Annotated in this window: 21 protein-coding genes; 10 read left to right on the forward strand and 11 right to left on the reverse strand. The window is 67.9% G+C overall.

Annotated elements, in window-relative coordinates:
• Positions 1–27: 27 nt before the first annotated feature.
• On the forward strand, positions 28–453 hold the full coding sequence (locus tag ABKA17_RS25950) for a hypothetical protein (protein ID WP_353694626.1): 426 nt from the start codon (positions 28–30) through the stop codon (positions 451–453).
• On the opposite strand, the gene ABKA17_RS25955 is transcribed toward ABKA17_RS25950, so the two are convergent.
• Complete coding sequence (locus ABKA17_RS25955) at positions 447–692, reverse strand: DUF397 domain-containing protein (RefSeq protein ID WP_353694627.1); 246 nt, start codon at positions 690–692, stop codon at positions 447–449. The genes ABKA17_RS25950 and ABKA17_RS25955 overlap by 7 nt on opposite strands.
• A complete protein-coding gene (locus ABKA17_RS25960; protein WP_353694628.1) occupies positions 689–1,504 on the reverse strand; it encodes a helix-turn-helix domain-containing protein in 816 nt (271 codons plus the stop codon). The genes ABKA17_RS25955 and ABKA17_RS25960 overlap by 4 nt, the downstream gene beginning before the upstream one ends.
• A 130-nt stretch (positions 1,505–1,634) precedes the next feature.
• Here ABKA17_RS25960 and ABKA17_RS25965 point away from each other — a divergent pair, with 130 nt between their 5' ends.
• Positions 1,635–2,093 (forward strand): ATP-binding protein, encoded by a 459-nt coding sequence (locus ABKA17_RS25965; protein ID WP_353694629.1) that lies wholly within the window; start codon positions 1,635–1,637, stop codon positions 2,091–2,093.
• Positions 2,094–2,112: 19 nt separating this feature from the next.
• Here ABKA17_RS25965 and ABKA17_RS25970 read toward each other — a convergent pair whose 3' ends face one another.
• Positions 2,113–2,529, reverse strand: a complete 417-nt coding sequence (locus ABKA17_RS25970) for a hypothetical protein (protein WP_353694630.1) — start codon at positions 2,527–2,529, stop codon at positions 2,113–2,115.
• Between the two features lie 220 nt (positions 2,530–2,749).
• Between ABKA17_RS25970 and ABKA17_RS25975 the strand changes: the two genes are divergently transcribed.
• Entirely contained in the window at positions 2,750–3,718 is a 969-nt protein-coding gene (locus ABKA17_RS25975; protein ID WP_353694631.1) for an arabinan endo-1,5-alpha-L-arabinosidase, read from the forward strand.
• A complete protein-coding gene (locus ABKA17_RS25980; protein ID WP_353694632.1) occupies positions 3,700–5,133 on the forward strand; it encodes a family 43 glycosylhydrolase in 1,434 nt (477 codons plus the stop codon). Before ABKA17_RS25975 ends, ABKA17_RS25980 begins: the two co-directional genes overlap by 19 nt.
• 94 nt (positions 5,134–5,227) lie before the next feature.
• Here the strand turns inward: ABKA17_RS25980 and ABKA17_RS25985 are convergent, their stop codons facing one another.
• From ABKA17_RS25985 to ABKA17_RS26020, 8 genes are all read right to left on the reverse strand, one after another.
• The gene (locus ABKA17_RS25985) at positions 5,228–6,820 is read right to left on the reverse strand and encodes a pyridoxal phosphate-dependent aminotransferase (protein WP_353694633.1); all 1,593 of its coding nucleotides are present in this window, start codon (positions 6,818–6,820) and stop codon (positions 5,228–5,230) included.
• Positions 6,821–6,999: 179 nt separating this feature from the next.
• Positions 7,000–8,067, reverse strand: a complete 1,068-nt coding sequence (locus tag ABKA17_RS25990) for an aldose epimerase family protein (RefSeq protein ID WP_353694634.1) — start codon at positions 8,065–8,067, stop codon at positions 7,000–7,002.
• A gap of 64 nt (positions 8,068–8,131) precedes the next feature.
• A complete protein-coding gene (gene mmsB / locus ABKA17_RS25995; RefSeq protein WP_353694635.1) occupies positions 8,132–9,376 on the reverse strand; it encodes a multiple monosaccharide ABC transporter permease in 1,245 nt (414 codons plus the stop codon).
• Entirely contained in the window at positions 9,373–10,923 is a 1,551-nt protein-coding gene (mmsA, locus tag ABKA17_RS26000) for a multiple monosaccharide ABC transporter ATP-binding protein (RefSeq protein WP_353694636.1), read from the reverse strand. Before mmsA ends, mmsB begins: the two co-directional genes overlap by 4 nt.
• 44 nt (positions 10,924–10,967) lie before the next feature.
• Positions 10,968–12,074, reverse strand: a complete 1,107-nt coding sequence (chvE, locus tag ABKA17_RS26005; RefSeq protein WP_353694637.1) for a multiple monosaccharide ABC transporter substrate-binding protein — start codon at positions 12,072–12,074, stop codon at positions 10,968–10,970.
• Positions 12,075–12,171: 97 nt separating this feature from the next.
• Complete coding sequence (locus ABKA17_RS26010) at positions 12,172–13,140, reverse strand: glycosyltransferase family protein (RefSeq protein ID WP_353694638.1); 969 nt, start codon at positions 13,138–13,140, stop codon at positions 12,172–12,174.
• 121 nt (positions 13,141–13,261) lie between these two features.
• Positions 13,262–14,266 carry a zinc-dependent alcohol dehydrogenase gene (locus ABKA17_RS26015; protein ID WP_353694639.1) on the reverse strand — a complete coding sequence of 335 codons (1,005 nt, stop codon included), beginning with the start codon at positions 14,264–14,266 and terminating at the stop codon, positions 13,262–13,264.
• Positions 14,263–15,423, reverse strand: coding sequence for a mandelate racemase/muconate lactonizing enzyme family protein (locus ABKA17_RS26020; RefSeq protein ID WP_353694640.1), 1,161 nt, complete (start codon positions 15,421–15,423; stop codon positions 14,263–14,265). The genes ABKA17_RS26015 and ABKA17_RS26020 overlap by 4 nt, the downstream gene beginning before the upstream one ends.
• Positions 15,424–15,707: 284 nt before the next feature.
• On the opposite strand from ABKA17_RS26020, the gene ABKA17_RS26025 reads away from it, so the two are divergent.
• From ABKA17_RS26025 to ABKA17_RS26050, 6 genes are all read left to right on the forward strand, one after another.
• Entirely contained in the window at positions 15,708–16,727 is a 1,020-nt protein-coding gene (locus tag ABKA17_RS26025) for a LacI family DNA-binding transcriptional regulator (protein WP_353694641.1), read from the forward strand.
• A gap of 141 nt (positions 16,728–16,868) precedes the next feature.
• A complete protein-coding gene (locus ABKA17_RS26030; protein WP_353694642.1) occupies positions 16,869–17,876 on the forward strand; it encodes an ABC transporter substrate-binding protein in 1,008 nt (335 codons plus the stop codon).
• 167 nt (positions 17,877–18,043) lie between these two features.
• Positions 18,044–19,582 carry a sugar ABC transporter ATP-binding protein gene (locus ABKA17_RS26035; protein ID WP_353694643.1) on the forward strand — a complete coding sequence of 513 codons (1,539 nt, stop codon included), beginning with the start codon at positions 18,044–18,046 and terminating at the stop codon, positions 19,580–19,582.
• Complete coding sequence (locus ABKA17_RS26040; protein WP_353694644.1) at positions 19,579–20,664, forward strand: ABC transporter permease; 1,086 nt, start codon at positions 19,579–19,581, stop codon at positions 20,662–20,664. The genes ABKA17_RS26035 and ABKA17_RS26040 overlap by 4 nt, the downstream gene beginning before the upstream one ends.
• Positions 20,664–21,686, forward strand: a complete 1,023-nt coding sequence (yjfF, locus tag ABKA17_RS26045; RefSeq protein ID WP_353694645.1) for a galactofuranose ABC transporter, permease protein YjfF — start codon at positions 20,664–20,666, stop codon at positions 21,684–21,686. Before ABKA17_RS26040 ends, yjfF begins: the two co-directional genes overlap by 1 nt.
• Positions 21,687–21,855: 169 nt before the next feature.
• A complete protein-coding gene (locus ABKA17_RS26050; RefSeq protein WP_353694646.1) occupies positions 21,856–22,566 on the forward strand; it encodes an SCO2400 family protein in 711 nt (236 codons plus the stop codon).
• Positions 22,567–22,886: the final 320 nt, after the last annotated feature.

Raw genomic sequence — 22,886 nt, forward strand, 5'->3', positions numbered from 1 at the left:
ATGTGCTGACCTGGGGTGGGAGACCTGATGCCGACGTTCTTGCTGGAGCTCCTGCTACTCGCCCTGGTCGCCGGCGGCACCGGCACCGCCGTCCGCGCGGCCAACCGCAGACGTGCCGCACGCCGCGCCACCGCCCTGGCTGCCTCCGGCACGGTGAGCATCCCGTGCCGGGTCTCGTGGCCCGCGGGCACGGGCAAAAAGGCCTTCGTGTACGGAAAGGTCGTCGCCGGCGCGGCGGAGGGGCCGGCGTTCTCCCGCCGGGGCGGCGCCGCGGTCCCCCTCCCGCGGGGCGGGACCGTCCATTGCGAGCCCAGCTGGCGCACCGGCCTGGTGAACCTGCGGTACGCCGTGTCCGGCCAGGGAGATGTCCGAATGCTGCTCACGGAGAAGGACGCCGAGACGGTGGAGGGACTGCTTCGGGGTGGCGGGGGAGTCGCGGGACGGCTTCAGTGACCGGTGGTGCTGGTGAGGAAGTCGGCCCATGCGGCGCGGGAGACGGCGAGTTGGGGACCCTGCCGGTTCTTGGAGTCGCGGATGTGGATGGTGGCGGGGCAGTTGGCCACTTCCACGCAGTCGCCGGAGCCGCTGCTGCTGTAGCTGGACTTACGCCACGAAAAGGCGACCTCGACACAATCGCCGTCGCCGCCGCTGCTGTAGCTCGACTTGAACCAGGAAAGTTCGTCGGCAGTCATAGCTCTCCTCGTATCCGCCGCAACAGGCTCATCGAGTCGGTGGGAGTGAGAGCCTGTGACCGCATCGTGGCATATCGCCGTTGGAGGACGCTGATCTCTTTCGCGTCGGAGATGAGCAGTCCGCCTCGCTGCCCCTCGCAGTAGGCGAACCACTGGTTCTCCGGGGTTTCCAGCAACTGCACGGGGCCGTCCAACCCGGCATGCGTCTCCTGCACGGTCGGCATGATCTGGATCTCCACGTTCCGTAGCTCGGAGATCGCCAGCACGTGGTCGATGAGTTCGCGCGTGACGTCGACGCCACCCGTGCGCCGCCGGAACAGGTGCTCCTCCAAGAGGAAGCTGAACGCAGTGTTCGGCCGCTCCCGCAGCAGGCGTTGTCGGGCGGCCCGTGCTGTCCACTGCGCCTCGATCTGCTCGTCGTCCAGGGGCGGAAGCTGGTTCGTGAACAGGGTTCGCGCGTAGGCCTCTGTCTGCAACAGCCCCGGAATCAGCCGGCATTCGTACGTGTACAGCGTGATCGCGGTCGCCTCCAGCCGCGCCCACCGCCGGAACCACGCCGCCAACCCGGACTGTCGGGCCAGTGTCGGCAACGCCTTGCGCAGCGCCCCCGTATTGCCCAGTGCCTCCTCCGCCCGTTCCACGAACGCCGGATCCGGCATCCGCCGTCCCAACTCCACGGAGGCCACCGTGTGTTTGGAGAACCGCACGCGATCGGCGAACTCCTCCCGGGGTAGCCCCGCGTGCTCCCGCAGTGCCTGGAGCACCGCCCCGAACGTCCTCAAACTGTCCGACGCCTCCGGCTCATCGACCACAGTCGGTCACCTCCCGAGCCCAGAGTCACGGACTGTGACGCGTACTGTCCACCCCGTGACCGCGTACGCTGCCGCAGCGTACGCGCGTCGGACCTGGTGAATTGGCCTGCGCGGCCGTCAGATTGGGCCCATGACCGGACCCGTCGCCCCCCACCTTCGGATTACCGTACGTGCGTTCACCCAGCGCCTCAGCCCCACCCCGCGCGGCGCCCGCCTCGCCCGTCGGCTCGCTCAGGCCACGCTGCACGACTGGGGTATCCCGCACGGCAGTGACACCTCCGACGCGGTCGCCCTGATCGTCGCCGAGCTCGCCGCCAACGCCGTGACCCACGGTCGCGTGCCGGGGCGGGACTTCGAGCTGCGGATCAGCCTGGTCACCGGCAGTGTCCGTGTGGAGGTCACCGACACCCGTGCGGAACTGAGACCGCCCGCCCCCGGCGTCGTACCAAACCCGCGTCCCCTTGATGACGGCGGCCGCGGCCTCGTGATCGTCGACGCGCTCGCGGACCGGTGGGAGGTGCTGGACCGGGAGCCGCCCGCGAAGACGGTCCGGGCCGAGGTCGACCTGCCGGTTCACAGGTTCCGCTGATCTACGGGCGCGTCCGGTGTCAGTTCGCGGCGCAGGCCAGGATCCAGGAGCCGTACGAGTCATCGACGTAGGTTCCGTTGTCGACGAGGCCGGCCCGGAAGTAGAAGCAGGCATCCTCGTCGAAGTTCGTGTTGTAGACGAACGCGTTGTCGTAGTCCCAACCGGTGTAGCCACCCGTGTAGTTCACGTTGACCTTGGTGTCGCTCGTGGAGGGCGTGCCCGTCGTGGGGTTCGTGTACTGGAGCCGTACGCCCTTGCCGTCGACATCGACGTCGAGGATCCGGAAGACGTCGCCGTCCCGGGTGAAGCCCACAAGTCCGCGGGCGCCCTTGGTGGTGGCCTGGTCGTCGATGGTGGCGGCGAAGGCCGAGGTGGCCGTCGCGACGGTGATCACCGCCGCGGCGGCGGTTATGGCCAGGTGTCTGATCTTGGGCATGCCGTGATCTCCTTGCTGGGCAAAGGCGGATGACACGAGGGCTCTTCACGCGAACCTCACGCTGTGAACGGACTATGCCCAATAGTTGATCTGCGTACAAGATCTCGCCGGTTGCGAACCCCTGTGAATGTCCGGGCCATTGACGCGCAAGAGGTTCGATTCTACCTTCCGTCCGAAGCTCTGATCAGTGATCGGAATATCGAACGGAAGGAACGTCAGCGTGAGCCTCACCTCCCGCAGGACCGCACTTCTCGCCGTCCCCGCAGCCCTGCTGCTGGCCCTGGTCCCCTCCACCGCGTCCGCGTATCCCAACCCCGGGACGGTCACCGGCGCCACCGTCATCCACGACCCCACGATGATCCGCACCTCCGCCGGCCGCTATCTGCTGTACGGCACCGGCGGCGGGCTCGGTTACCGGACCTCGACCGACCGGATCGCGTTCACGGCCGGGAGCGACGCCTTCACCGCCAAGCCGGGCTGGTGGTCCTCGTACGCCACCGAGGCATGGGCGCCCGACATCTCGTACCAGGGCGGCAAGTACGTGATGTACTACGCCGTCTCGACCTTCGGATCCAACAAGTCAGCTATAGGACTGGCCAGTTCATCGACCGGTCTGCCGGGCTCCTGGACCGATCAGGGCACCGTCTACACCTCCACCACCTCCAGCGACTACAACGCCATCGACCCCAACCTCTTCGTCGACGGCGACGGCAAGTGGTGGCTCTCCTTCGGCAGTTGGTGGACGGGGCTGAAGATGATCCAGATCAACCCCTCCACCGGGAAGCAGCTCTCCTCCAACACCACCCGGTACTCGATCGCCTCCCGCCCCACCGGGACCAAGGCCGTCGAAGCCCCGTACATCGTCAAGCGCAACGGCTACTACTACCTGTTCGCCTCGTACGACACCTGCTGCGCCGGCACCAGTTCGACGTACAAGGTCAAGGTCGGCCGCGCCACCAGCGTCACCGGGCCGTACTACGACAAGAACGGCGTCTCGCTGATGAACAACGGCGGGACGCCGGTGCTCGAGTCGCACGGGCGGTACATCGGGCCCGGCGGTCAGTCGATCATGAACGACTCCGACGGCGACCTGATCGTCTACCACTACTACGACGGCAACGACAACGGCACGCCCAAGCTGGGCGTCAACCTACTGAACTGGAGCAGCGGATGGCCCGTCGCCTACTGACCCTGCTGGCCGCACTGGTCCTCGCCCTCTCCTTCGGGCAGTCCTCGGCGAGCGCGGCCTCCTTCACCAATCCCATCAAGGCGCAGAAGGGCGCCGACCCCTGGATCTCGTACTACGACGGCAACTACTACCTGGTGACGACGAGTTGGACCAACGTCATCACCATGAGGAAGTCGGCCACGCTCGCCGGCCTCGCCACCGCCCCCAACATCCAGGTGTGGACCGGCGACAACGCCTCGCGCTGCTGCAACATCTGGGCGCCCGAGCTGCACTTCCTCAACGGCAAGTGGTACCTGTACTACGTCGCCGGGCAGAACATCACCGACTACAACGCGACCCAGCGCACCCACGTCCTGGAGAGCGCGGGCACGGACCCCACGGGCCCGTACACCTACAAGAACCAGCTCAACTCCGCCTGGATGCTGGACCCGACGGTCGCCACCATCAACGGTCAGCTCTATCTCTTCGGCAGCGCGAGCGGCGGCACCCAGAACCTCGTCGCGGCCCGCATGTCCAACCCGTACACCCTGGCCACCGGCTTCTCGACGATTTCCACGCCCACGTACTCCTGGGAGACGTCCGGCGGCACGGTCAACGAGGGCCCCGAGATCCTCCAGCGCAACGGCCGGACCTTCCTGATCTACTCGGGCAGCGGCTGCTGGACCCCGGACTACAAGCTCGGCCAGCTGACCCTGACCGGCTCCGATCCGCTGGCGGCCTCCTCCTGGACCAAGAAGTCGACGCCCGTCTTCCAGCGCAACGACTCCGCCGGCGTCTACGGTCCCGGCCACAACGGCTTCTTCACGTCCCCCGACGGCACCGAGAACTGGATCGTCTACCACGCCAACGACTCCGCCTCCGACGGCTGCGACAACGGCCGCACCACCCGCGCCCAGAAGTTCACCTGGAACTCCGACGGCACCCCCAACTTCGGCACCCCGGTCGCCCTGGGCGGCGGCATGACCGGCCCCTCCGGAGAACCCTCCGCCACCTCCACGACGTACACCCTCACCAACCGCAACAGCGGCAAGTGCCTTGACGTGGCCGGAAGTTCGACCGCCGACGGCGCCAACGTCCAGCAGTACACCTGCAACGGCGGCAACAACCAGAAATGGCGCATCGAGGACCAGGGCGACGACACCAGCCGCCTGGTCAACGTGGCGACCGGCAAGGTCCTGGACACGGCCGACTGCTCAAGCGCCGACGGCGCCGACCTGCGCCAATGGACCTGGCTGAACAACACCTGCCAGAAGTTCAGGTTCGTGGTGACCGACAACAGCTGGGTGAGGATCGTCAACCAGGCCACAGGGAAGGTTGCGGACGTAGCGAACTGCTCAACAGCGGACGCGGCGGACGTACGGCAGTGGTCGTGGTTGGGCAACAACTGCCAACAGTGGAAGCTGAATCCGGTGTAACTGCACCCACTCAGGGGCGCGGGGAACTGCGCGACCAGCCACAACGGACCCGCAGTCGCCCCGCGTCACCAGCCACTACGGCGAATAGGCGAACTCACGCCCCCGCAGCGTTGGGCCAGCTCCCGGAGTTCGGCCACCCCGAAGCCGGCGCGGGCGCCAGCCCATTCGTCCCCCGAACCTGCGCCGCCGTAAGCCCACCCCGAGCCGGCACCCCGGGCGGCGTGGGCCCGGAAGGCGCGGCGAACGGCGACGGAGCCGCCGCGGCCGGAGCCATCGGCTGAGGCGCCTGCGGAGCAACCGGCTGAGGCATCTGCGGGAACTGAGGAACCTGCGGCACCTGCGGAGCAACCGGCTGAGGCATCTGCGCCGCCGCCGGTACAGGCACCGGCACAGGCATCGGCTGCGGCTGAGGCATCGGCACCCCACCCCCGTACGACGGCGCCGCCGCCATCGCCTGGGCGGCGAGCCCCGGCATCCCCGCCCCGTTGGACGCGCCGACGAGCCGGTCCACGGCCGCCGTACCCGAGCTGTAACTGGTCCCGGTAGCCAGCTCGGGTACGGCGGCTCCCCTCCTGGTCCCGTAGAGCACCTGTTCCAGGCCGGACACCAGGCGACGCACGTCCGTCTGGGGGCGCACCACGAGTCTCAGGAAGCGGCTGGACGAGCCGATCTTGTTGCCGCACTCGCGGACCAGGATCCGGTGCTCGGTGAGCAGTCGGTCCCGGACCACGGTGCCCTCGGCGCCCACGGGGAGGCGCACGAAGAGGAAGTTGCCCTGGGAGGGGTAGACGGTGAGGCCGGGCAGCGCGGAGAGCTGGCTCGACATGTCGAGGCGGTCCCGGTACACCTGCTGGAGGCTCTGCGCGTACTCGGCGCCGTGCTCCTTGAGCATGAACACCACGTACTCGGCAAAGGCGTTGAGGTTCCACTTCGGCAGCATCGAGCGGACCCGGCCCGCGAGGGCGGGGTTGGCGACCATGTAGCCGAACCGTATGCCGTGCAGACCGAAGTTCTTGCCGAGCGACCGCAGCACGATCACGTTGGGCCGCAGCATGGCCTCCTGGACCACGCTCGGCTCGGCCTCCGCGTCGGCGAACTCCAGGAAGCTTTCGTCGATGACCACCAGGTCCAGGTCCGCCATCGCGTCCATGAACTGCACGATGGCGTGCTTGTGGAGGAAGCCGCCGTCGGGATTGTTCGGGTTGCAGATGACGGCCGCCCGCGTCCCCCGGGCGCGGATGAACTCGGCGTACTGCGCGAGGTCGAGGGCGAATCCGCTGGACTCCTGGAGCGGGAACATGTCGACCCGCTTGCCGGTCTCCATCGGCTGGTCGGTCCAGCGGCCGAAGGTGGGGACGGGGATGGCGAGGGACTCCCGGACCAGCAGATGGTCGATCCAGGTGATGAGTTCGGTGGAGCCGTTGCCCATCGCCACGGCCTGCGGGGGGAGTTGGAGGAGGTTGCAGAGCTCGGAGGTGATGGTGTCGGCGCTGCTCGGGTAGTACGTGATGATGTCGCGCAGCCGGCTCGACATCTCGTCCCACATCCCCGGGGTGGGGAAGTAGGGATTGACCGGGATACAGAAGTCGATGGGTCCGCCACCGTCACCGGCCGCCCGCGTCAGCGCCGCCATCGACGGGCTGTGTGCCGCGGTGGCTCGGAACAGCGACGTGACGTTCTCGCCCATGGAACCTCCGTATGGGGCGGGCCCGGTGGGGACGTCCGGGCCCGTCGTCTTTGGGTGGCCCGCGCGGGGGAGCACGGGCCGCCCTTACATACGGAGGCTGGGGTGGCACTGTTCAGCCGCTGAGAAATCGGTAAGAACTTGTGTGTCACCTGTGAAGAAGTTTCACAGGAGGCGCGGCATCACGCGTGGAACGAGTGAATCGTCGTCGTCCGGTACGTCTCGCCCGGTCGCAGCACGGTCGAAGGGAACGACGGGTGGTTCGGGGAGTCAGGATAGTGCTGCGTCTCCAGGCACAGGGCATCGCCCTGGCGGTAGGTGCGCCCGCTCGGGCCGACCAGAGTGCCGTCCAGGAAGTTGCCCGAGTAGAACTGCACGCCGGGCTCGTTGGTGGCGATCTCCAGGGTGCGGCCGGAGGCCGGGTCGTGCAGGGTCGCGACCGGCTCCGGGGCGGCCGTGATCCCCTTGTCCAGCACCCAGTTGTGGTCGTAGCCCTTGGCGGCGAGCAACTGGGGATGTCCGGTGCGCAGGTCCCGGCCGATCGGCTTGGACACGCGGAAGTCGAAGGGGGTGCCGTCGACGGGCGCCAGTTCACCGGTCGGGATCAGTCCCGGGTCCGTGGGGGTGAAGTGGGAGGCGGCGAGCCGGAGTTCGTGGGCCTCGACGGTGCCGCCGCCCTCGCCGGTGAGGTTCCAGTAGACGTGGTTGGTGAGGTTGACGACCGTGGCCCGGTCGGTGGTGGCCTCGTAGTCGATGCGCCAGTCGCCCCGGTCGGTGAGCGTGTACGTCACCTGAGCCGTGAGCGTGCCCGGGTAGCCCATCTCGCCGTCGGGTGAGGTGTGGGACAGGCGCAGGCCGACGTCGGTGCCGTCGGTGAACGGCTCCACGTCCCACACCCGTCGGTCGAAGCCGTCCGCGCCGCCGTGCAGGCTGTTCTCGCCGTCGTCCACGGAGAGTTGGTGTGTCTCGCCGTCCAGCGTGAACCGGCCCTTGCCGATGCGGTTGCCGTACCGGCCGATCAGCGCGCCGAAGTACGGGCTGGAGTCGACGTAGTCCTCGATCCGGTCGAAGCCGAGGGAGATGTTCGCGTACTCGCCGTGCCGGTCGGGGGTCTCCAGGGACTGCACGATCCCGCCGTAGGACAGGACCTTCAGCCGGGTGCCGCCGTTCTCCAGCGACCAGCGGTGGATCTCCGTCCCGTCGGCGAGCGTGCCGAAGAGGGTCTTCAACGGTTCCTCCGCGTCATTCACCGGTTCCTCCTATGGGAAGGGCCCCGCCTCGCGGCGGGGCCCGATCCGTTCCGGTCGATCAGGTCTACGAGCCGGACTTGCGCTTGTTCCACACGTCGAACCCGACCGCGGCCAGCAGGGCGAGGCCCTTGATGACCTGCTGCCAGTCGGAGCCGACGCTGAGGAGGTTCATGCCGTTGTTCAGGACACCGAGGACGAGACCACCGATGATCGCGCCGAGGACGGTGCCGACACCGCCGCTCATGGACGCGCCACCGATGAACGCCGAGGCGATCGCCTCGAGTTCGTAGTTCAGACCCGCCTTCGGGGAGGCCGCGTTCAGTCGGGCCGCGATCGCCAGACCCGCGAGGGCCGCGAGTGCGCCCATGTTCAGGAAGACGAGGAAGACGACCTTCTTGTCCTTGACGCCGGACAGCTTCGCGGCCGGCAGGTTGCCGCCGATCGCGTAGATGTGGCGGCCGAAGACGGCGTTGCGCATCAGGTAGCCGTAGCCGACGAGCAGCCCGCCGAGGATCAGCAGGATGATCGGCGCGCCCTTGTAGCTGGCGAGCAGCAGCGTGACGGTGAGGACCGCGGCGACGATCGAGGTGAGCTTGAGCAGGAAGATGTTCCGCGGCAGCACCTCGAGCGCGAACTCCTGCTGGCGCTTGCGGTCCCGGACCTCCTGGAGCACCACGAAGACGATCAGGGCGATGCCCAGCAGCAGCGTGATGTTGTGGTAGTTGGTGTCCGGGCCGGTCTCCGGCAGGAAGCCGTTGCCCATCTTCTCCAGGCCCGAGGGGAACGGGCTGAGGGTCTGGCCGTCCAGCAGGATCTCGGTGAAGCCGCGGAAGATCAGCATGCCGGCGAGGGTCACGATGAACGACGGTATGCCGAGATACGCGATGAGGAACCCTTGTATGCCGCCGGCCACCGCGCCGCACACCAGGCACAGCACCAGGGCGACCGGCCACGCCACGTCGTGCTGCACGGTCAGGATGGCCGCGAACGCGCCCACGAACGCCGTCAACGAGCCGACCGACAGGTCGATATGGCCCGAGATGATGACCAGCATCATGCCGATCGCGAGGATCAGGACGTAGGCGTTCTGGAGGACCAGGTTGGAGACGTTGCGCGGCTCGATCAGGACACCGTCGGTCCACACGGCGAACAGCGCGACGATCAGACCGAGGGCGATCAGCATCCCGTACTGGCGCATGTTGCGGCGCAGGCCGTCCAGCATCAGTTGCAGCAACCCGTTGCCGGAGGACGGTCCCCCGCTCTTCCCGGGCGGAGCCACCGCCGGGCTCTTGGTCACGTTGGTGCTCATCGGGTTACCTCTTTGTCCTTGGTCATCTGTCGCATCAGCGATTCCTGCGAGGCCTCTTCGCGTGAGAACTCACCGGTCAGCCGTCCCGCGGCCATCGTGTAGATGCGGTCGCACATACCGAGCAGTTCCGGCAGCTCGGAGGAGATGAAGACAACTGCCTTGCCCTCGGCGGCCAACTGGTCGATGACGGTGTAGATCTCGTACTTGGCGCCCACGTCGATGCCTCGGGTGGGCTCGTCCAGGATCAGCACATCGGGACCGGCGAAGATCCACTTGCTGAGGACGACCTTCTGCTGGTTGCCGCCGGACAGCTTGCCCACCGGCTCGAAGACGGTCGGCGCCTTGATGTTCATGGACTTGCGGAAGCCCTCGGCGACCTTTCGCTCCGCGTGCTCGTCGACGATCCCGCCCTTGGACACCTTGCCCAGCGCGCTGAGCGAGATGTTGCGGTTGATGGTGTCGATGAGGTTGAGACCGTAGTGCTTGCGGTCCTCGGTGACGTACGCGATGCCGTGCTTGACCGCCTCGGAGACGGTCTTCGTACGGATCTCCTTTCCGTCCTTGAGGACCGTGCCGCCCGCGTGCCGGCCGTAGGTGCGGCCGAAGACGCTCATCGCGAGTTCGGTGCGCCCCGCGCCCATCAGGCCCGCGATGCCGACGATCTCCCCGCGCTTGACGCTGATCGACACGTCGTCGACCACCTTGCGCTGCTGGTCGATCGGGTGGTGCACGGTCCAGTCGCGGATCTCCAGGGCCGGAGCCGACTCCAACTCGCCCTCGTACGCGGTGCGTTCGGGGAAGCGGTGGTCCAGGTCGCGGCCCACCATGCCGGAGATGATCCGGTCCTCGGTGGTGCCCTCGGCCTTCACGTCGAGCGTCTCGATCGTCTGCCCGTCGCGCAGGATCGTCACCGAGTCGGCGACCTTGCGGATCTCGTTGAGCTTGTGGGAGATGATGATCGAGGTGATGCCCTGCTTCTTCAACTCCAGGATCAGGTCCAGGAGTTTGTCGGAGTCCTCGTCGTTGAGCGCCGCGGTCGGCTCGTCGAGGATGAGCAGCTTCACCTTCTTCGAGAGCGCCTTGGCGATCTCCACGAGCTGCTGCTTGCCCACGCCGATGTCGGCGACGCGGGTCTCCGGGTGGTCGCTGAGACCGACGCGGCGCAGCAGCTCACTGGCGTGCCGCAGGGTCTCGCGCCAGTCGATGAGCCCGCTCTTGGCGTGCTCGTTTCCGAGGAAGATGTTCTCCGCGAGGGAGAGGTAGGGCACCAGCGCGAGTTCCTGGTGGATGATCACGATGCCGCGATCCTCGCTCGCGCGGATGTCCTTGAACGCGCAGCTCTCTGACTCGAAGAGGATCTCGCCCTCGTACGTGCCGTGCGGATGGACGCCGGAGAGCACCTTCATCAAGGTGGACTTGCCGGCGCCGTTCTCACCGCAGATGGCGTGGACCTCGCCCTGCCGGACGGTCAGCGTGACGTCCGAGAGCGCTTTGACACCGGGAAAGGTCTTGACGATCGAGCGCATTTCCAGGACGGGTCCCGCCATGGTCGTGCCTTCCAATCTCTGTTCTGACTACAGGCGGCGAAGGACTACTTGAGGTCGCCCTCGGTGTAGTAGCCACCGTCGACCAGGACCTGCTTGTAGTTGGTCTTGTCCACGCTGACCGGCTTCAGCAGGTAGGCGGGGACGACCTTCGCGCCGTTGTCGTAGGTCTTGGTGTCGTTGGTCTCCGGCTTCTTGCCGTTGAGGACCGCGTCCACCATGCTGCCCGCGACCTTGGCCAGTTCACGCGTGTCCTTGTAGACGGTCTGCGTCTGCTGGCCCGCGATGATCGACTTCACCGAGGCGAGCTCGGCGTCCTGGCCGGTGAGGACCGGCAGCGGCTTGCTCTTGGTGCCGTAGCCGTCCGACTTCAGCGCCGACAGGATGCCGATGGAGATGCCGTCGTAGGGCGAGAGGACCGCGTCGACCTTCTTGCTGGAGTACGACTTGGTGAGGATGTCGTCCATGCGCTTCTGCGCCGTGGCACCGTCCCAGCGCAGCGTGGTGACCTGGGTGAGGCCCGTCTGGCCGGACTGGACGACCAGCTTCTTGCTGTCGATGTACGGCTTCAGGACGCTCATCGCACCGTTGAAGAAGTACTTGGTGTTGTTGTCGTCGTTGGAGCCGGCGAAGAGCTCGAGGTTGAAGGGGCCCTTGCCCTCCTTCAGGCCGAGCTTCTCGACGATGTAGTTGGCCTGGAGCTCGCCGACCTTGGTGTTGTCGAACGACGCGTAGTAGTCGACGTTCGCGGAGCCCAGGATGAGGCGGTCGTAGGCGATGACCGGGATGTTCGCGTCCTTGGCCTGCTGGAGCACGCCGTTGAGGGACTTGTTGTCGATCGCCGCGACGATGATCGCCTTGACGCCCTTGGTGATCAGGTTCTCGATCTGCGAGACCTGGTTCTCCGGGTCGTCCTCGCCGTAGACCAGGCTGGTCTTGTAGCCCTTGGCCTCCAGGTCCGCGACGACGTTCTTGCCGTCGGCGATCCAGCGCTCGGAGGACTTGGTCGGCATCGAGATGCCGATGGTGCCGCCCTTGGCGCTGCCGGTCTCCTCCGCGCTGCCGCCCTCGCTGTCCTGGCCACAGGCCGAGAGGGTGAGGGTCAGGACGGCCGAGGTGGCTATGGCGGAGAGAGCGGCTCTACGGTTGATCATGATCATCTTCCTTGATGTTCGGAGCGAAGCGGTCTGGCGAAGTTGTGTCGGAGTCTGTGTGACTGCGTCGAGTTTTGTGAAGACGTTGCCCGGAACGTTATGCAGGCGTTTCGAACCGCTTCAGTTCGCCCGGCAGACGAGAGCCGAGCGGCGCCATGTCGCCGTCCGCCCCGTGTCGTGCGAGCAGGTCCAGGGCGAGCCGTCCACGCCGCACTCTTTCCTTGGCGGTGGACAGCGTGAGCTCGCGCATGTGGTGCCCGTACGGGTAGATCCCGGGGGCCTTCGACAGGCCGAACTTCAGATAGAGCGGTGCGCCGCGCCGGATCAGCTCGGCGACCTCGTACATCCGGATGTAGCCGCCGAGATCGTCGGGGGCCTCGATGTACATGTCCATGGGAGCGCTCGACACCCGGCGTATCTCGGTGAGGTGATCGAGCGTCAGGTCGCTGGGCACGTTGATCGAGTCGCCGCCGAGGTTCTCGTAGACGGCGTACGCGGTCGGGTTCACCGGTCCGATCAGCGCCGACACCTTCAGCGTGGTGTCGGCCGGGATGATCCCGGCGACCCGCGCCCGGTGCAGCGTCCACAGCACGCCCTCGTCGGCGACCAGCAGGCACTTCACACCCAGCTCGGTGGCGCGTACGGCGTCCTCGACGCACCCGGCGACCGCGTCGTGACCCCGGGCGCGCAGCCCGCCGCCCTTGGAGTCGGTCCGGGTGGAGCCGCCGATGTCCCAGGTGCCGCGGGGGCCGGTGAACAGGCAGAGCTCGATGTCACGCTCGGCGGTCGCCTCCACCATCTCGGTGATCTCGGCGTCGGTGAGCATCCAGATGCCCGAGCCCTGGCTGATCCGGTGGACCGGCACATCGAGCCGCGAGGACTCCTTGAGGACCACGGCGAGGGCCTCGGGACCCTCGACGGAGGGCACTTCGGTGCGCCAGCGTCCGCCACCGGGGAAGGTGTGCGGGGACGCGTCGGACGGGTCGAGGGCCGGCGCGTTCAGGCCGAGCGCGGCGAGCGCCTGCTCACCGGGTCGTCGGGCCGCACTGGCGGTGGTCTCGGTCACAAGCTGTCCTTCAGGTTCGATATATCGGACGAGGGTCGCGGCTCTGGATGCGCAAGGCTTTGGGTGTACGCCGGTACGGAGTCGTCAGGTACTCCGTACCGGCGTACGGCTCAGGGGTGGGTCACGGCCGTAGCAGGACCTTTCCGACCTTCGGGTCGCCGGACCCCACCAGCTCGATGGCCTCGGGGAACTCGTCCAGCGGCAGCTCGTGCGTGACCAGCGGCAGCGGGTCGAGCAGCCCGGCCCCGAAGACCCGCACCGTGTGCGCCCAGGCGTCCGGCGGCGCACCGAAGACGGTGTGCACCTCCAGCTGCCGTACGACCAGGTCGGTGGGGTCGAGACCATCGGCGCCCGCGGCCGGGATACCGGTCAGGACGAGCCGGCCGCCGCGTCTGAGCAGCGCGGACGCGGTGTTCGCGGCGGACGCCGACCCGGCGGTCTCGATGACCACGTCGAAGTCGTCCGGCAGCTCCTGGTCCCGGGTGCGGAAGTCGGTGGCACCGAACCTCTTCGAGAGCTCCGCGCGGTCCGGGCGGGTGCCCACCACGAGCAGCTCCGAGGGCGAGCCCGCCTTGAGGAACTGCACGGCGAACATCCCGAGCGTCCCCGTGCCCACGACCGCGACCCGCTCACCGGGCCGCGCGTTCGCCTTCAGAGCGGCGGCCGCGATGCACGCGGCCGGTTCCAGGAGCGCCGCCGCCGTCAGGTCGGCGTCGTCCGGGAGGGCGTGCAGCAGCCGGGCCGGCAGGGTGAGCGTCGGGGCCATGGCGCCGGGCTCGGTGAAGCCCGTCTCCTCGTAGCCCGCCGAGCACAGCGTGGTCTCGCCCTCGTGGCAGCGGTCGCAGACCTGGCAGTTGCGGAAGCCCTCGCCCACCACCTTGCGGCCGACCAGGGACTCGGGGACCCCCGAGCCCACCCGCTCGACCGTGCCGGACCACTCGTGGCCGGGGGTCAGCGGGTAACGGACGTACCCCTCGGGCCGGTTGCCCTGGTACACCTCGCGGTCGCTGCCGCAGATGCCGACCGCGTGGACGCGGACCAGCGCCTCCCCGGCGGCGGGCTCACGAGGGGTGTGCTCGACGAGCCTGTGCTCCCCGGGCGCCTCGATGACGACGGCGGTACTCACTCCTGGGTGCCCTTCGGCTTGCGCTGCTCCCAGCCGTCGGCCCACAGGTCGAAGCGGGCCTGCTGCTGCGGGAACTCGGCGGCGGCGTCGACGTCCAGCTCGACCCCGAGGCCCGGCTCGTGCGACAGCTCGAAGTAGCCGTCCACGACCTGCGGGGCGCCCTTGATCACCTTCTTGATGTCCGCGTCGGCGAAATCGTTGAAGTGCTCGAGGATCTTGAAGTTCGGCGCGGTGAAGCCGACCTGGAGCGAGGCGGCGGTCAGCACCGGGCCGCCCACGTTGTGCGGGGCCACCAGCATGTAGTGGGTCTCGGCGGTCGCGGCCAGCTTCCGGGTCTCCCAGATGCCGCCGATGTGACCGACGTCGGGCTGGATGATGTCCACGGCCTGGCTCTCGAAGAGCTCGCGGAACTCGATGCGGTCGTGGATCCGCTCACCGGTGGCGACCGGCATCTCCACCTTGGCGGCGACCTTCTCCAGCGCCTTGAGGTTCTCCGGCGGGACCGGCTCCTCCAGCCAGGCGGGCTTGAAGGGGGCGAGGTCCTTGGCCAGCCGCACGGCGGTGGCGGGGGAGAACCGGCCGTGCATCTCCAGCATCAGCTCGGCGTCGGGGCCGATGGCGTCCCGGACGGCCTCGATGAGCGAGACGGCGTACATGCTCTGCTCGTGGTCGAGCTCGAAGTGCCCGGTGCCGAAGGGGTCGATCTTGAGCGCCTTGTACCCGCGCTCCATGACCCCCTGGGCGGCCTTGTGGTAGGCCTCCGGGGTCCGCTCGGTGGTGTACCAGCCGTTGGCGTACGCCTTGACCTTGTCGGTGACCTTGCCGCCCAGCAGCTGCCAGACCGGCACGCCCAGGGCCTTGCCCTTGATGTCCCAGCAGGCCATCTCGATCACGGCGATACCGGACATCACGATCTCGCCGGCCCGACCGTAGTCGCCGTACTTCATCCGCTTGACGAGATCCTCGACAGCGAACGGGTCCGACCCGAGAATGTGGTTGGTCTTCGCCTCGTGCAGATAGCCGAGCAGGGCGTCGGTGTGGCCCAGCATGCGGGTCTCGCCGACGCCGGTGAGTCCCTCGTCGGTGTGCACCTGGACGTAGGTCAGGTTCCGCCATGGCGTCCCGACCACGTGCGTGCTGATTCCCGTGATGCGCACGTCAGCTACTCCCTAGACTTTCCGGCTTGTTCGAAATTTCGGCTCACGTTCGAAATGCTGGCCTGACGGTAAGGACGTCTCGGCCGGGGTGTCAATGGGTCGGATGGTCGAACGGCGTAACGGTCTTGGTGACGTGCACAACCGTCCGGTATTTCAACTCCCGCAGCCTGCGGCGTTATTCAACCGTGACGACTTCCCTGCTGCACCCCTCTTGACCGCCATGAATTGTTAGCGCTCACAATGTGCACCGCATTCACCGATCGCCGACGCCAGGAGGTGCGACCGTGAACCACTTACAGCTGCGGCCGCCCACCATGGCCGATGTGGCACGCCTTGCCGGGGTGTCCCATCAGACCGTGTCCCGCGTTCTGGGGGATCACCCCAACGTGCGGGACGAGACCCGGGCCCGGGTGCTGCGTGCGATCGAGGAGATGGGCTACCGCCGCAACTCCTCCGCACGGGCCCTGGTCACTCGACGCACCCGAACCCTGGGTGTGGTCGCCTCCAACACCACGCTCTACGGGCCGGCCAGCACGCTGTTCGCCCTGGAGGACGCGGCCCGCGCCGCGGGGTACACCGTCTCGACGGTCAGTCTGCGCAGACTGGCGGTGGAGACACTCTCCGAGGCGCTCGACCATCTCAGCGAGGGCGGTGTGGAGGGGGTGATCGCCCTCGCCCCGCAGCGCTCGGCGGTCGAGGCGCTCGCCGAACTCCGCCACCCCTTCCCGGTGGTGGCCGTCGGAACCGGGTCCGGCGCGGAGATCCCCAGCGTCAACGTGGACCAGCAGCTGGGCGCACGGCTGGCGACCGGGCATCTGCTGGCCGCGGGACACCGCGGGGTCTGGCATCTCGCCGGGCCCGAGGACTGGCAGGAGGCGGCCGACCGTGAGGCCGGCTGGCGGGCCACTCTCGAAGGGGCGGGCATCGAGCCGCCGCAGCCGCTTCGGGGGGACTGGAGTCCGCTGTCGGGCTATCGTGCGGGCCAGGAACTGGCCGGCTGGGTGGGCCGTGGACTGACCGCCGTCTTCGTCGCCAACGACCAGATGGCACTGGGGGTGTTGCGGGCCCTGCGGGAAGCGGGCGTGCGCACTCCCCAGGACGTCGCGGTGGTCGGCTTCGACGACATCCCGGAATCGGAGTTCTTCGCTCCACCGCTCACCACCGTCCGCCAGGACTTCGCGACGGTGGGCCAGCGGAGCATCGCCCTGCTGCTGGACCTCATCGAGGGCCGGGCCCCGTCCGGGACGCCCGGGGTCGCCATCGAACCTCACCTCGTCGTCCGTGCCAGCACCGCTCCCGACTGACACGCCACCACTGACCGACCAGTCAATTCGCACACCAGTATGACCGATATTTCGAATAATGATCGACAGGCTGGACGCAGTGCAGTCGGTCCCCTCGAGTACAGCGGTCCTCCCGGGCCGGCTCTTCAAAGGAGAAGAAACATGCTCAACAGAAGGAACTTCCTCACTGCGGCGATCGGCGTGGCGGCGGCGGGCACCCTCGCGGCCTGTGCCAAGGAGGACGACAGCTCCACCGGTGCCTCCTCCGGCGGCGGCAGCAAGACGATCACCCTCGGCTTCTCCCAGGTCGGCTCCGAGAGCGGCTGGCGCACGGCCAACAGCGACTCGGTGAAGTCCGCGGCCAAGGAGGCGGGTTACAAGCTGCAGTTCTCCGACGCCCAGCAGAAGCAGGAGAACCAGATCTCGGCCATCCGCAGCTACATCTCGCAGAAGGTCGACGTCATCGCCTTCTCCCCGGTGGTCGTCACCGGCTGGGACGCGGTGCTCAAGGAGGCCAAGGCCGCGAAGATCCCGGTCGTCCTCACCGACCGCTCGGTGGAGACCTCCGACGAGTCCCTCTACGTCACCCTGGTCGGCTCCGACTTCACCGACGAGGGCCGCCGCGCCGCCAAGATCCTCGAGAAGGTCATCGAGAAGGCCGGCCTCAAGGGCGACGTGAAGATCGCCCAGCTGGAGGGCACCACCGGTGCCGCCCCCGCCATCGAGCGCGCCAAGGGCTTCAAGGAGGTCATGGACGCCGACCACGCCGACGACTGGAAGATCGTCGTCACGCAGACCGGTGACTTCACCCGCGCCGGCGGCAAGCAGGTCATGGCCGCCTTCCTCCAGTCCAACCCGGACATCAACGTCCTCTACGCCCACAACGACGACATGGCCATCGGCGCCATCCAGTCCATCGAGGCGGCCGGCAAGAAGCCCGGCAAGGACATCCTGATCGTCTCGGTCGACGGCGTGAAGGACGGCTTCGTCGCGATGTCCGAGGGCAAGATCAACGCCATCGTCGAGTGCAACCCGCTGCTCGGCCCCCAGCTGATGGAGGTCGTCAAGACGGTCCACGAGGGCGGCACGGTCGAGCGCTGGATCAAGACCAAGGAGAGCGACTTCATGCAGGACCAGGCCAAGGCCGCGCTCCCCGACCGCAAGTACTGACCGGTCAGAGGTAGTTGACCGACCGCGGTACTGACCCACCGCACCCACCTTCGGGGAGCCTTCGGCCGGCCGAGCACACCTCGGCTCACGAAGGCTCCCCGCGGGCCTGAACCGATTCCACGGGTCCGGGCCCGAACCGATTGCACCAGGCCAAGAGGAGCGCTGCCATGGCAGAGCCGCAGCCCGTCCTGGAGATGACGGGCATAGTCAAAGAATTTCCGGGGGTAAGGGCTCTGTCGGGCGTCGACTTCCGGCTCTTCCCCGGCGAGATCCACGCCCTGATGGGGGAGAACGGGGCCGGCAAGTCCACCCTGATCAAGGTGCTGACCGGGGTCTACACCCTGGACGGCGGAACCGTCACCCTCGACGGGAAGTCCGTGCGGATCGGCAGCCCGCTGCAGGCGCAGCACGCCGGTATCAGCACGGTCTACCAGGAGGTCAACCTCTGCCCCAACCTCTCGGTGGCGGAGAACATCTTCATCGGACGCGAACCCACCCGCGCGGGCCGCATCCAGTGGAAGCAGATGCGCAAGCAGGCCGCCGAGATGGTCGACCGGCTCGGCCTCGACATCGACGTGACCGCCCCGCTGTCCTCGTACCCGCTCGCCGTGCAGCAACTGGTCGCGATCGTACGGTCGGTGGGCCACGGCGACAGCGACGGCGAGGGCTCCGGCACCAAGGTGCTGGTCCTGGACGAGCCGACCTCCAGCCTCGACCGCGACGAGGTCCTCGAACTCTTCCGCCTCATGCGGCAGTTGCGGGACGAGGGTGTCGCCATCCTCTTCGTCTCCCACTTCCTCGACCAGATCTACGAGATCTGCGACCGCATGACCGTGCTGCGCAACGGCACCCTGGTCGGCGAGCACCTGGTCCGCGACCTCGACCAGGTCGGGCTGATCGAGCTGATGATCGGCAAGGCCCTGGACCAGCTCGAGGAGCTCCACGACCAGCAACTCCACGCGGACGTCGGCGAGTCGCTGCTGAAGGCGGACGGCCTCGGCAGGACCGGCGGCATCGCTCCCTTCGACCTGGACATCAAGAAGGGCGAAGTCATGGGCCTCGCGGGCCTGTTGGGCTCCGGGCGCACCGAACTCGCCCGGCTGCTCTTCGGCGCCGACCAGCCCGACAGCGGCAAGGTGACGATCGCCGGCAAGCAGGTCTCCATGAGCGCCCCCAACGACGCCATCGGCGCCGGCGTCGCGTTCTGCTCGGAGAACCGCAAGACCGAGGGCCTGGTCCCCGACCTCACGGTCCGCGAGAACATCATCCTCGCCCTCCAGGCGTCCCGCGGCTGGACCCGGCCCATCCCCACGGCCCAGCGCGACGAACTGGTCGCCAAGTACATCAAGGCCCTCGACATCCGCCCGGCCAACCCCGAAGCCCGCGTAGGCCAGTTGAGCGGCGGCAACCAGCAGAAGGTGCTCCTCGCCCGCTGGCTGATCACCCAGCCCAAGCTGCTGATCCTGGACGAGCCGACGCGCGGTATCGACATCGGCGCCAAGACGGAGATCCAGAAGCTGGTGGTCTCCCTCTCCGAGGACGGTATGTCCGTCCTCTACATCGCGGCCGAGCTGGAGGAGGTCCTCCGACTCAGCCACACCATCGGGGTGCTGCGCGACCGCAAGCTGGTGGCGCAGCTCACCAACGGGCCGGAGATCACCACCAGCAAGATCCTCGAGACCATCGCGAGCGGAGAACAGCAGTGACCACCACCTCCCGCTGGCGAGCACTGACACGCCACAACCTCTTCTGGCCGGTCGCGGTCCTGGTGGCCCTGCTGCTCGTCAACGTCCCCTTCACCCCCGACTTCTTCGCGATTCACATGACGGACGGCCACCTCTACGGCAGCCTCGTCTCGATCGTGCTGTTCGGCTCGCCGCTGATCCTGGTGGCGGTCGGCATGACCCTCGTCATCGCCACCGGCGGCATCGACCTCTCGGTCGGCGCGGTGGTCGCCATCACCGGCGCGCTGACCTGCTCGTACATCAGTGACCAGAAGGACCAGGACGCCCTGGCCGGAGTGCTGCTCGCGATGGGCCTCGGCCTGATCGCGGCGGTCGTCTGCGGTCTGTGGAACGGCTTCCTGGTCGCCCGCATGGGCATCCAGCCGATCATCGCGACCCTCATCATCATGGTCGCCGGCCGAGGCGTCGCCCAGCTGATCACCGACGGCCAGATCATCACCATCAACAGCGAGCCGTACAAGCTGATCGGCGGCGGCTACTGGCTGACCCTGCCCTTCTCCATCTTCGTGGTCGCCGCGGTCGTCGCCGTCACGGTGGCACTGACCCGCCGCACGGCCCTCGGCCTGCTCGTCGAGTCGGTCGGCGGCAACGCCGAGGCCAGCCGTCTGGTCGGCATCCGGTCCATGCGCATCAAGATCATGGTGTACGTCTTCTGCGCCCTGTGTGCGGGCATCGCGGGCCTCATGATCAGCTCCAACACCTCGGCGGCGGACGGCAACAACGCCGGCCTGTGGATCGAGCTCGACGCGATCCTCGCGGTGGTCATCGGCGGTACGTCGCTGCTGGGCGGCCGGTTCTCCATCGGCGGTACGGTGGTCGGCGCTCTGGTCATCCAGACCCTCACCACGACGATCTACACCATCGGCGTTCCGACCCAGACCAACCTGGTCTTCAAGGCCGCCGTCGTCATCGTCGTCTGCCTGCTCCAGTCCCCGAAGTTCCGCGCCAAGGTCTTCGGCGCCCGCGCGAAGGCCACGCCTCCGGCGGCGCCCGCGGTGGTCGCCGAGCCCGCCGACTCCGCTCCCAAGATGGAGGTGTCGTGATGAGTACGACCACCAAGACTCCCGCGACACCCGACAGTCGTACGACGTCCAGGGCCGCGAGCCTGCTGGGCGACCGGCGGCTGCCCGTCCTGGTCACCGCCGGGCTCTTCCTCGCGATGTACATCACCGGCCTCAGCCGCTACCAGAACTACGGCTTCGGCGACTCGCAGGTCTTCCTCAACCTGTTCATCGACAACAGCTATCTGCTGGTCGCCGCGGTCGGCGCCACCTTCGTCATCCTCTCCGGCGGCATCGACCTGTCCGTGGGCTCGGTGATCGGCTTCACCACGATGCTCACGGCGTGGCTGGTGCAGGACGTGGGCCTGCCGCTGCTGGTGGTCATCCCCATCTCCCTGGGAGTGGGAGCCTTCGGCGGCTTCCTGATGGGCTACGTGATCCACAACTTCGAGATCCAGCCGTTCATCGTGACCCTCGCCGGGCTCTTCCTCTTCCGGGGCCTGTGCCTGGTCATCAGCAAGGAGTCGATCGCCATCAACGACTCCGCGGTGAGCAGCCTCGCGGAGACGCGGGTGTCGCTCGGGCTCGGGGACCTGTCGATCGGCGCCCTCGTGTCGCTGGCCGTCCTGGCGGCCGCGTTCTACGTCCTGCACTACACGCGCTTCGGGCGCCGGATCTACGCCATCGGCGGCAACGAGCAGTCGGCGCTGCTGATGGGTCTGCCGCTGGGCGGCACGAAGATCGCGGTCTACACGATGAGCGGCTTCTGCTCCGCGCTGGCCGGCCTGCTCTTCATGCTCTACATCCAGTCCGGCGACCCGCTGCACGCGGTGGGCATGGAGCTCGACGCGATCGCCGCCGTCGTCATCGGCGGCACGCTGCTGACGGGTGGCTCGGGCTATGTCCTGGGCACGCTGTTCGGCGTCCTCGTCCTCGGCCTGATCAAGAGCATCATCCAGTTCGAGGGCACGCTGAGCTCCTGGTGGACGAAGATCGCCACCGGTGTGCTGCTCGGTGTGTTCATCCTGATCCAGCGCGTCATGACGACCCGTAAGGAAACCTGAGCGGAGGGGAAGCGGCCTCGTTCCGGCGTGATGTCGGATTCGACGGCATGGGAGTGGAGATGGGAGTGGATCATCCTCAACTCGCCACGCCGGAACGGGCGGTTCCCCACACAACATTCACAGCTGGCTCTAGGAACGCTACCGGTTCGGAACTTAATCTTCCCGCGTCATGGACTACTGCCTCTCGTGCCGAAGGCACCTCAACGGCGCCCTCGCCTGCCCGGGGTGCGGCACTTCCGCCGAACAGCTACGCGCGTACACGGACCAGGAACCGCCGCAGGACGGTGGCGCCGGGGCTGAGGTTCCCGAGACCGCGCCCGTGCCGGTGGGTGGCGGGCGGGCGGCGCGGAGGCGCGGCGAGGTCGAGGGGAACGAGGAGAACCTCGACGGTCGCGGTGGTGCGAGCCGCCGTGACCGCAAGGCAGCGGCGCACCGCCGTAGACGCCGCCGTACGTTGCTGATCACCGCCGGTTTCATACTCGCCGCGGGTGGCCTGAGCCTGGCCGAACTCGGCCTCGACGCGCCTGGGTCGTCGTCTACGCCGGCTGCGGCGGGCGGGGAGTCGGCGGAGGGGGCGGCGTCTGCCGAGGCGAGCGGGACGGCGGAGCCCCTGAACGACGAGAACGGCACGGCCCCTTCGTCCTCCGCGTCACCGGACGCCTCGGAGTCACCGTCGCCGTCGGCGTCGGAGTCCAAGGACGAGAAGGACCGCGAGAAGGACGCCCAGTCGGCATCGGCCACGGCCCCGAACCTCTCCCCGTCGACTCCCGCGCCAACGCCTCCGGCCTCGTCCCCCACGGCGGCCCCGACCGCCTCGGACCCGGCCCCCTCCCCGTCCCCGACGGAAACCTGCGAACGCTTCCTGTGGTGGTGCACGTAGTCGTCCGGCGATACCTGCGGTGGCCTGTTGCGGTCCGGTGGGGGTTCGCGTTGCGCACTACGGTGCGTTGTGAGTCGGTGCCGCACCGGGGGGTGTCCGTCCTCGGTCGGGCGCAACTGTCTCGTCTGGGCTGTCCCGTCGGTCGGACGCCCGACGCTGCGGGCGGACACCCCCCGGTACGTCCCCTGCTCGCCGTTGCGCCGGTGCGGGCGCGTCCCACCTGAGGCCCAACCATCCCAGCGGCCCGGAGCGGGTTACGCCTTTCAACGCCGGCCTGTGTCTGGTCCTTCAGCCCGTTCGGCGCCTGGGGTCGAGGCCTT

The sequence above is a fragment of the Streptomyces sp. RG80 genome, from assembly GCF_040446465.1.
In the GTDB taxonomy this organism is placed as follows: Bacteria; Actinomycetota; Actinomycetes; order Streptomycetales; family Streptomycetaceae; genus Streptomyces.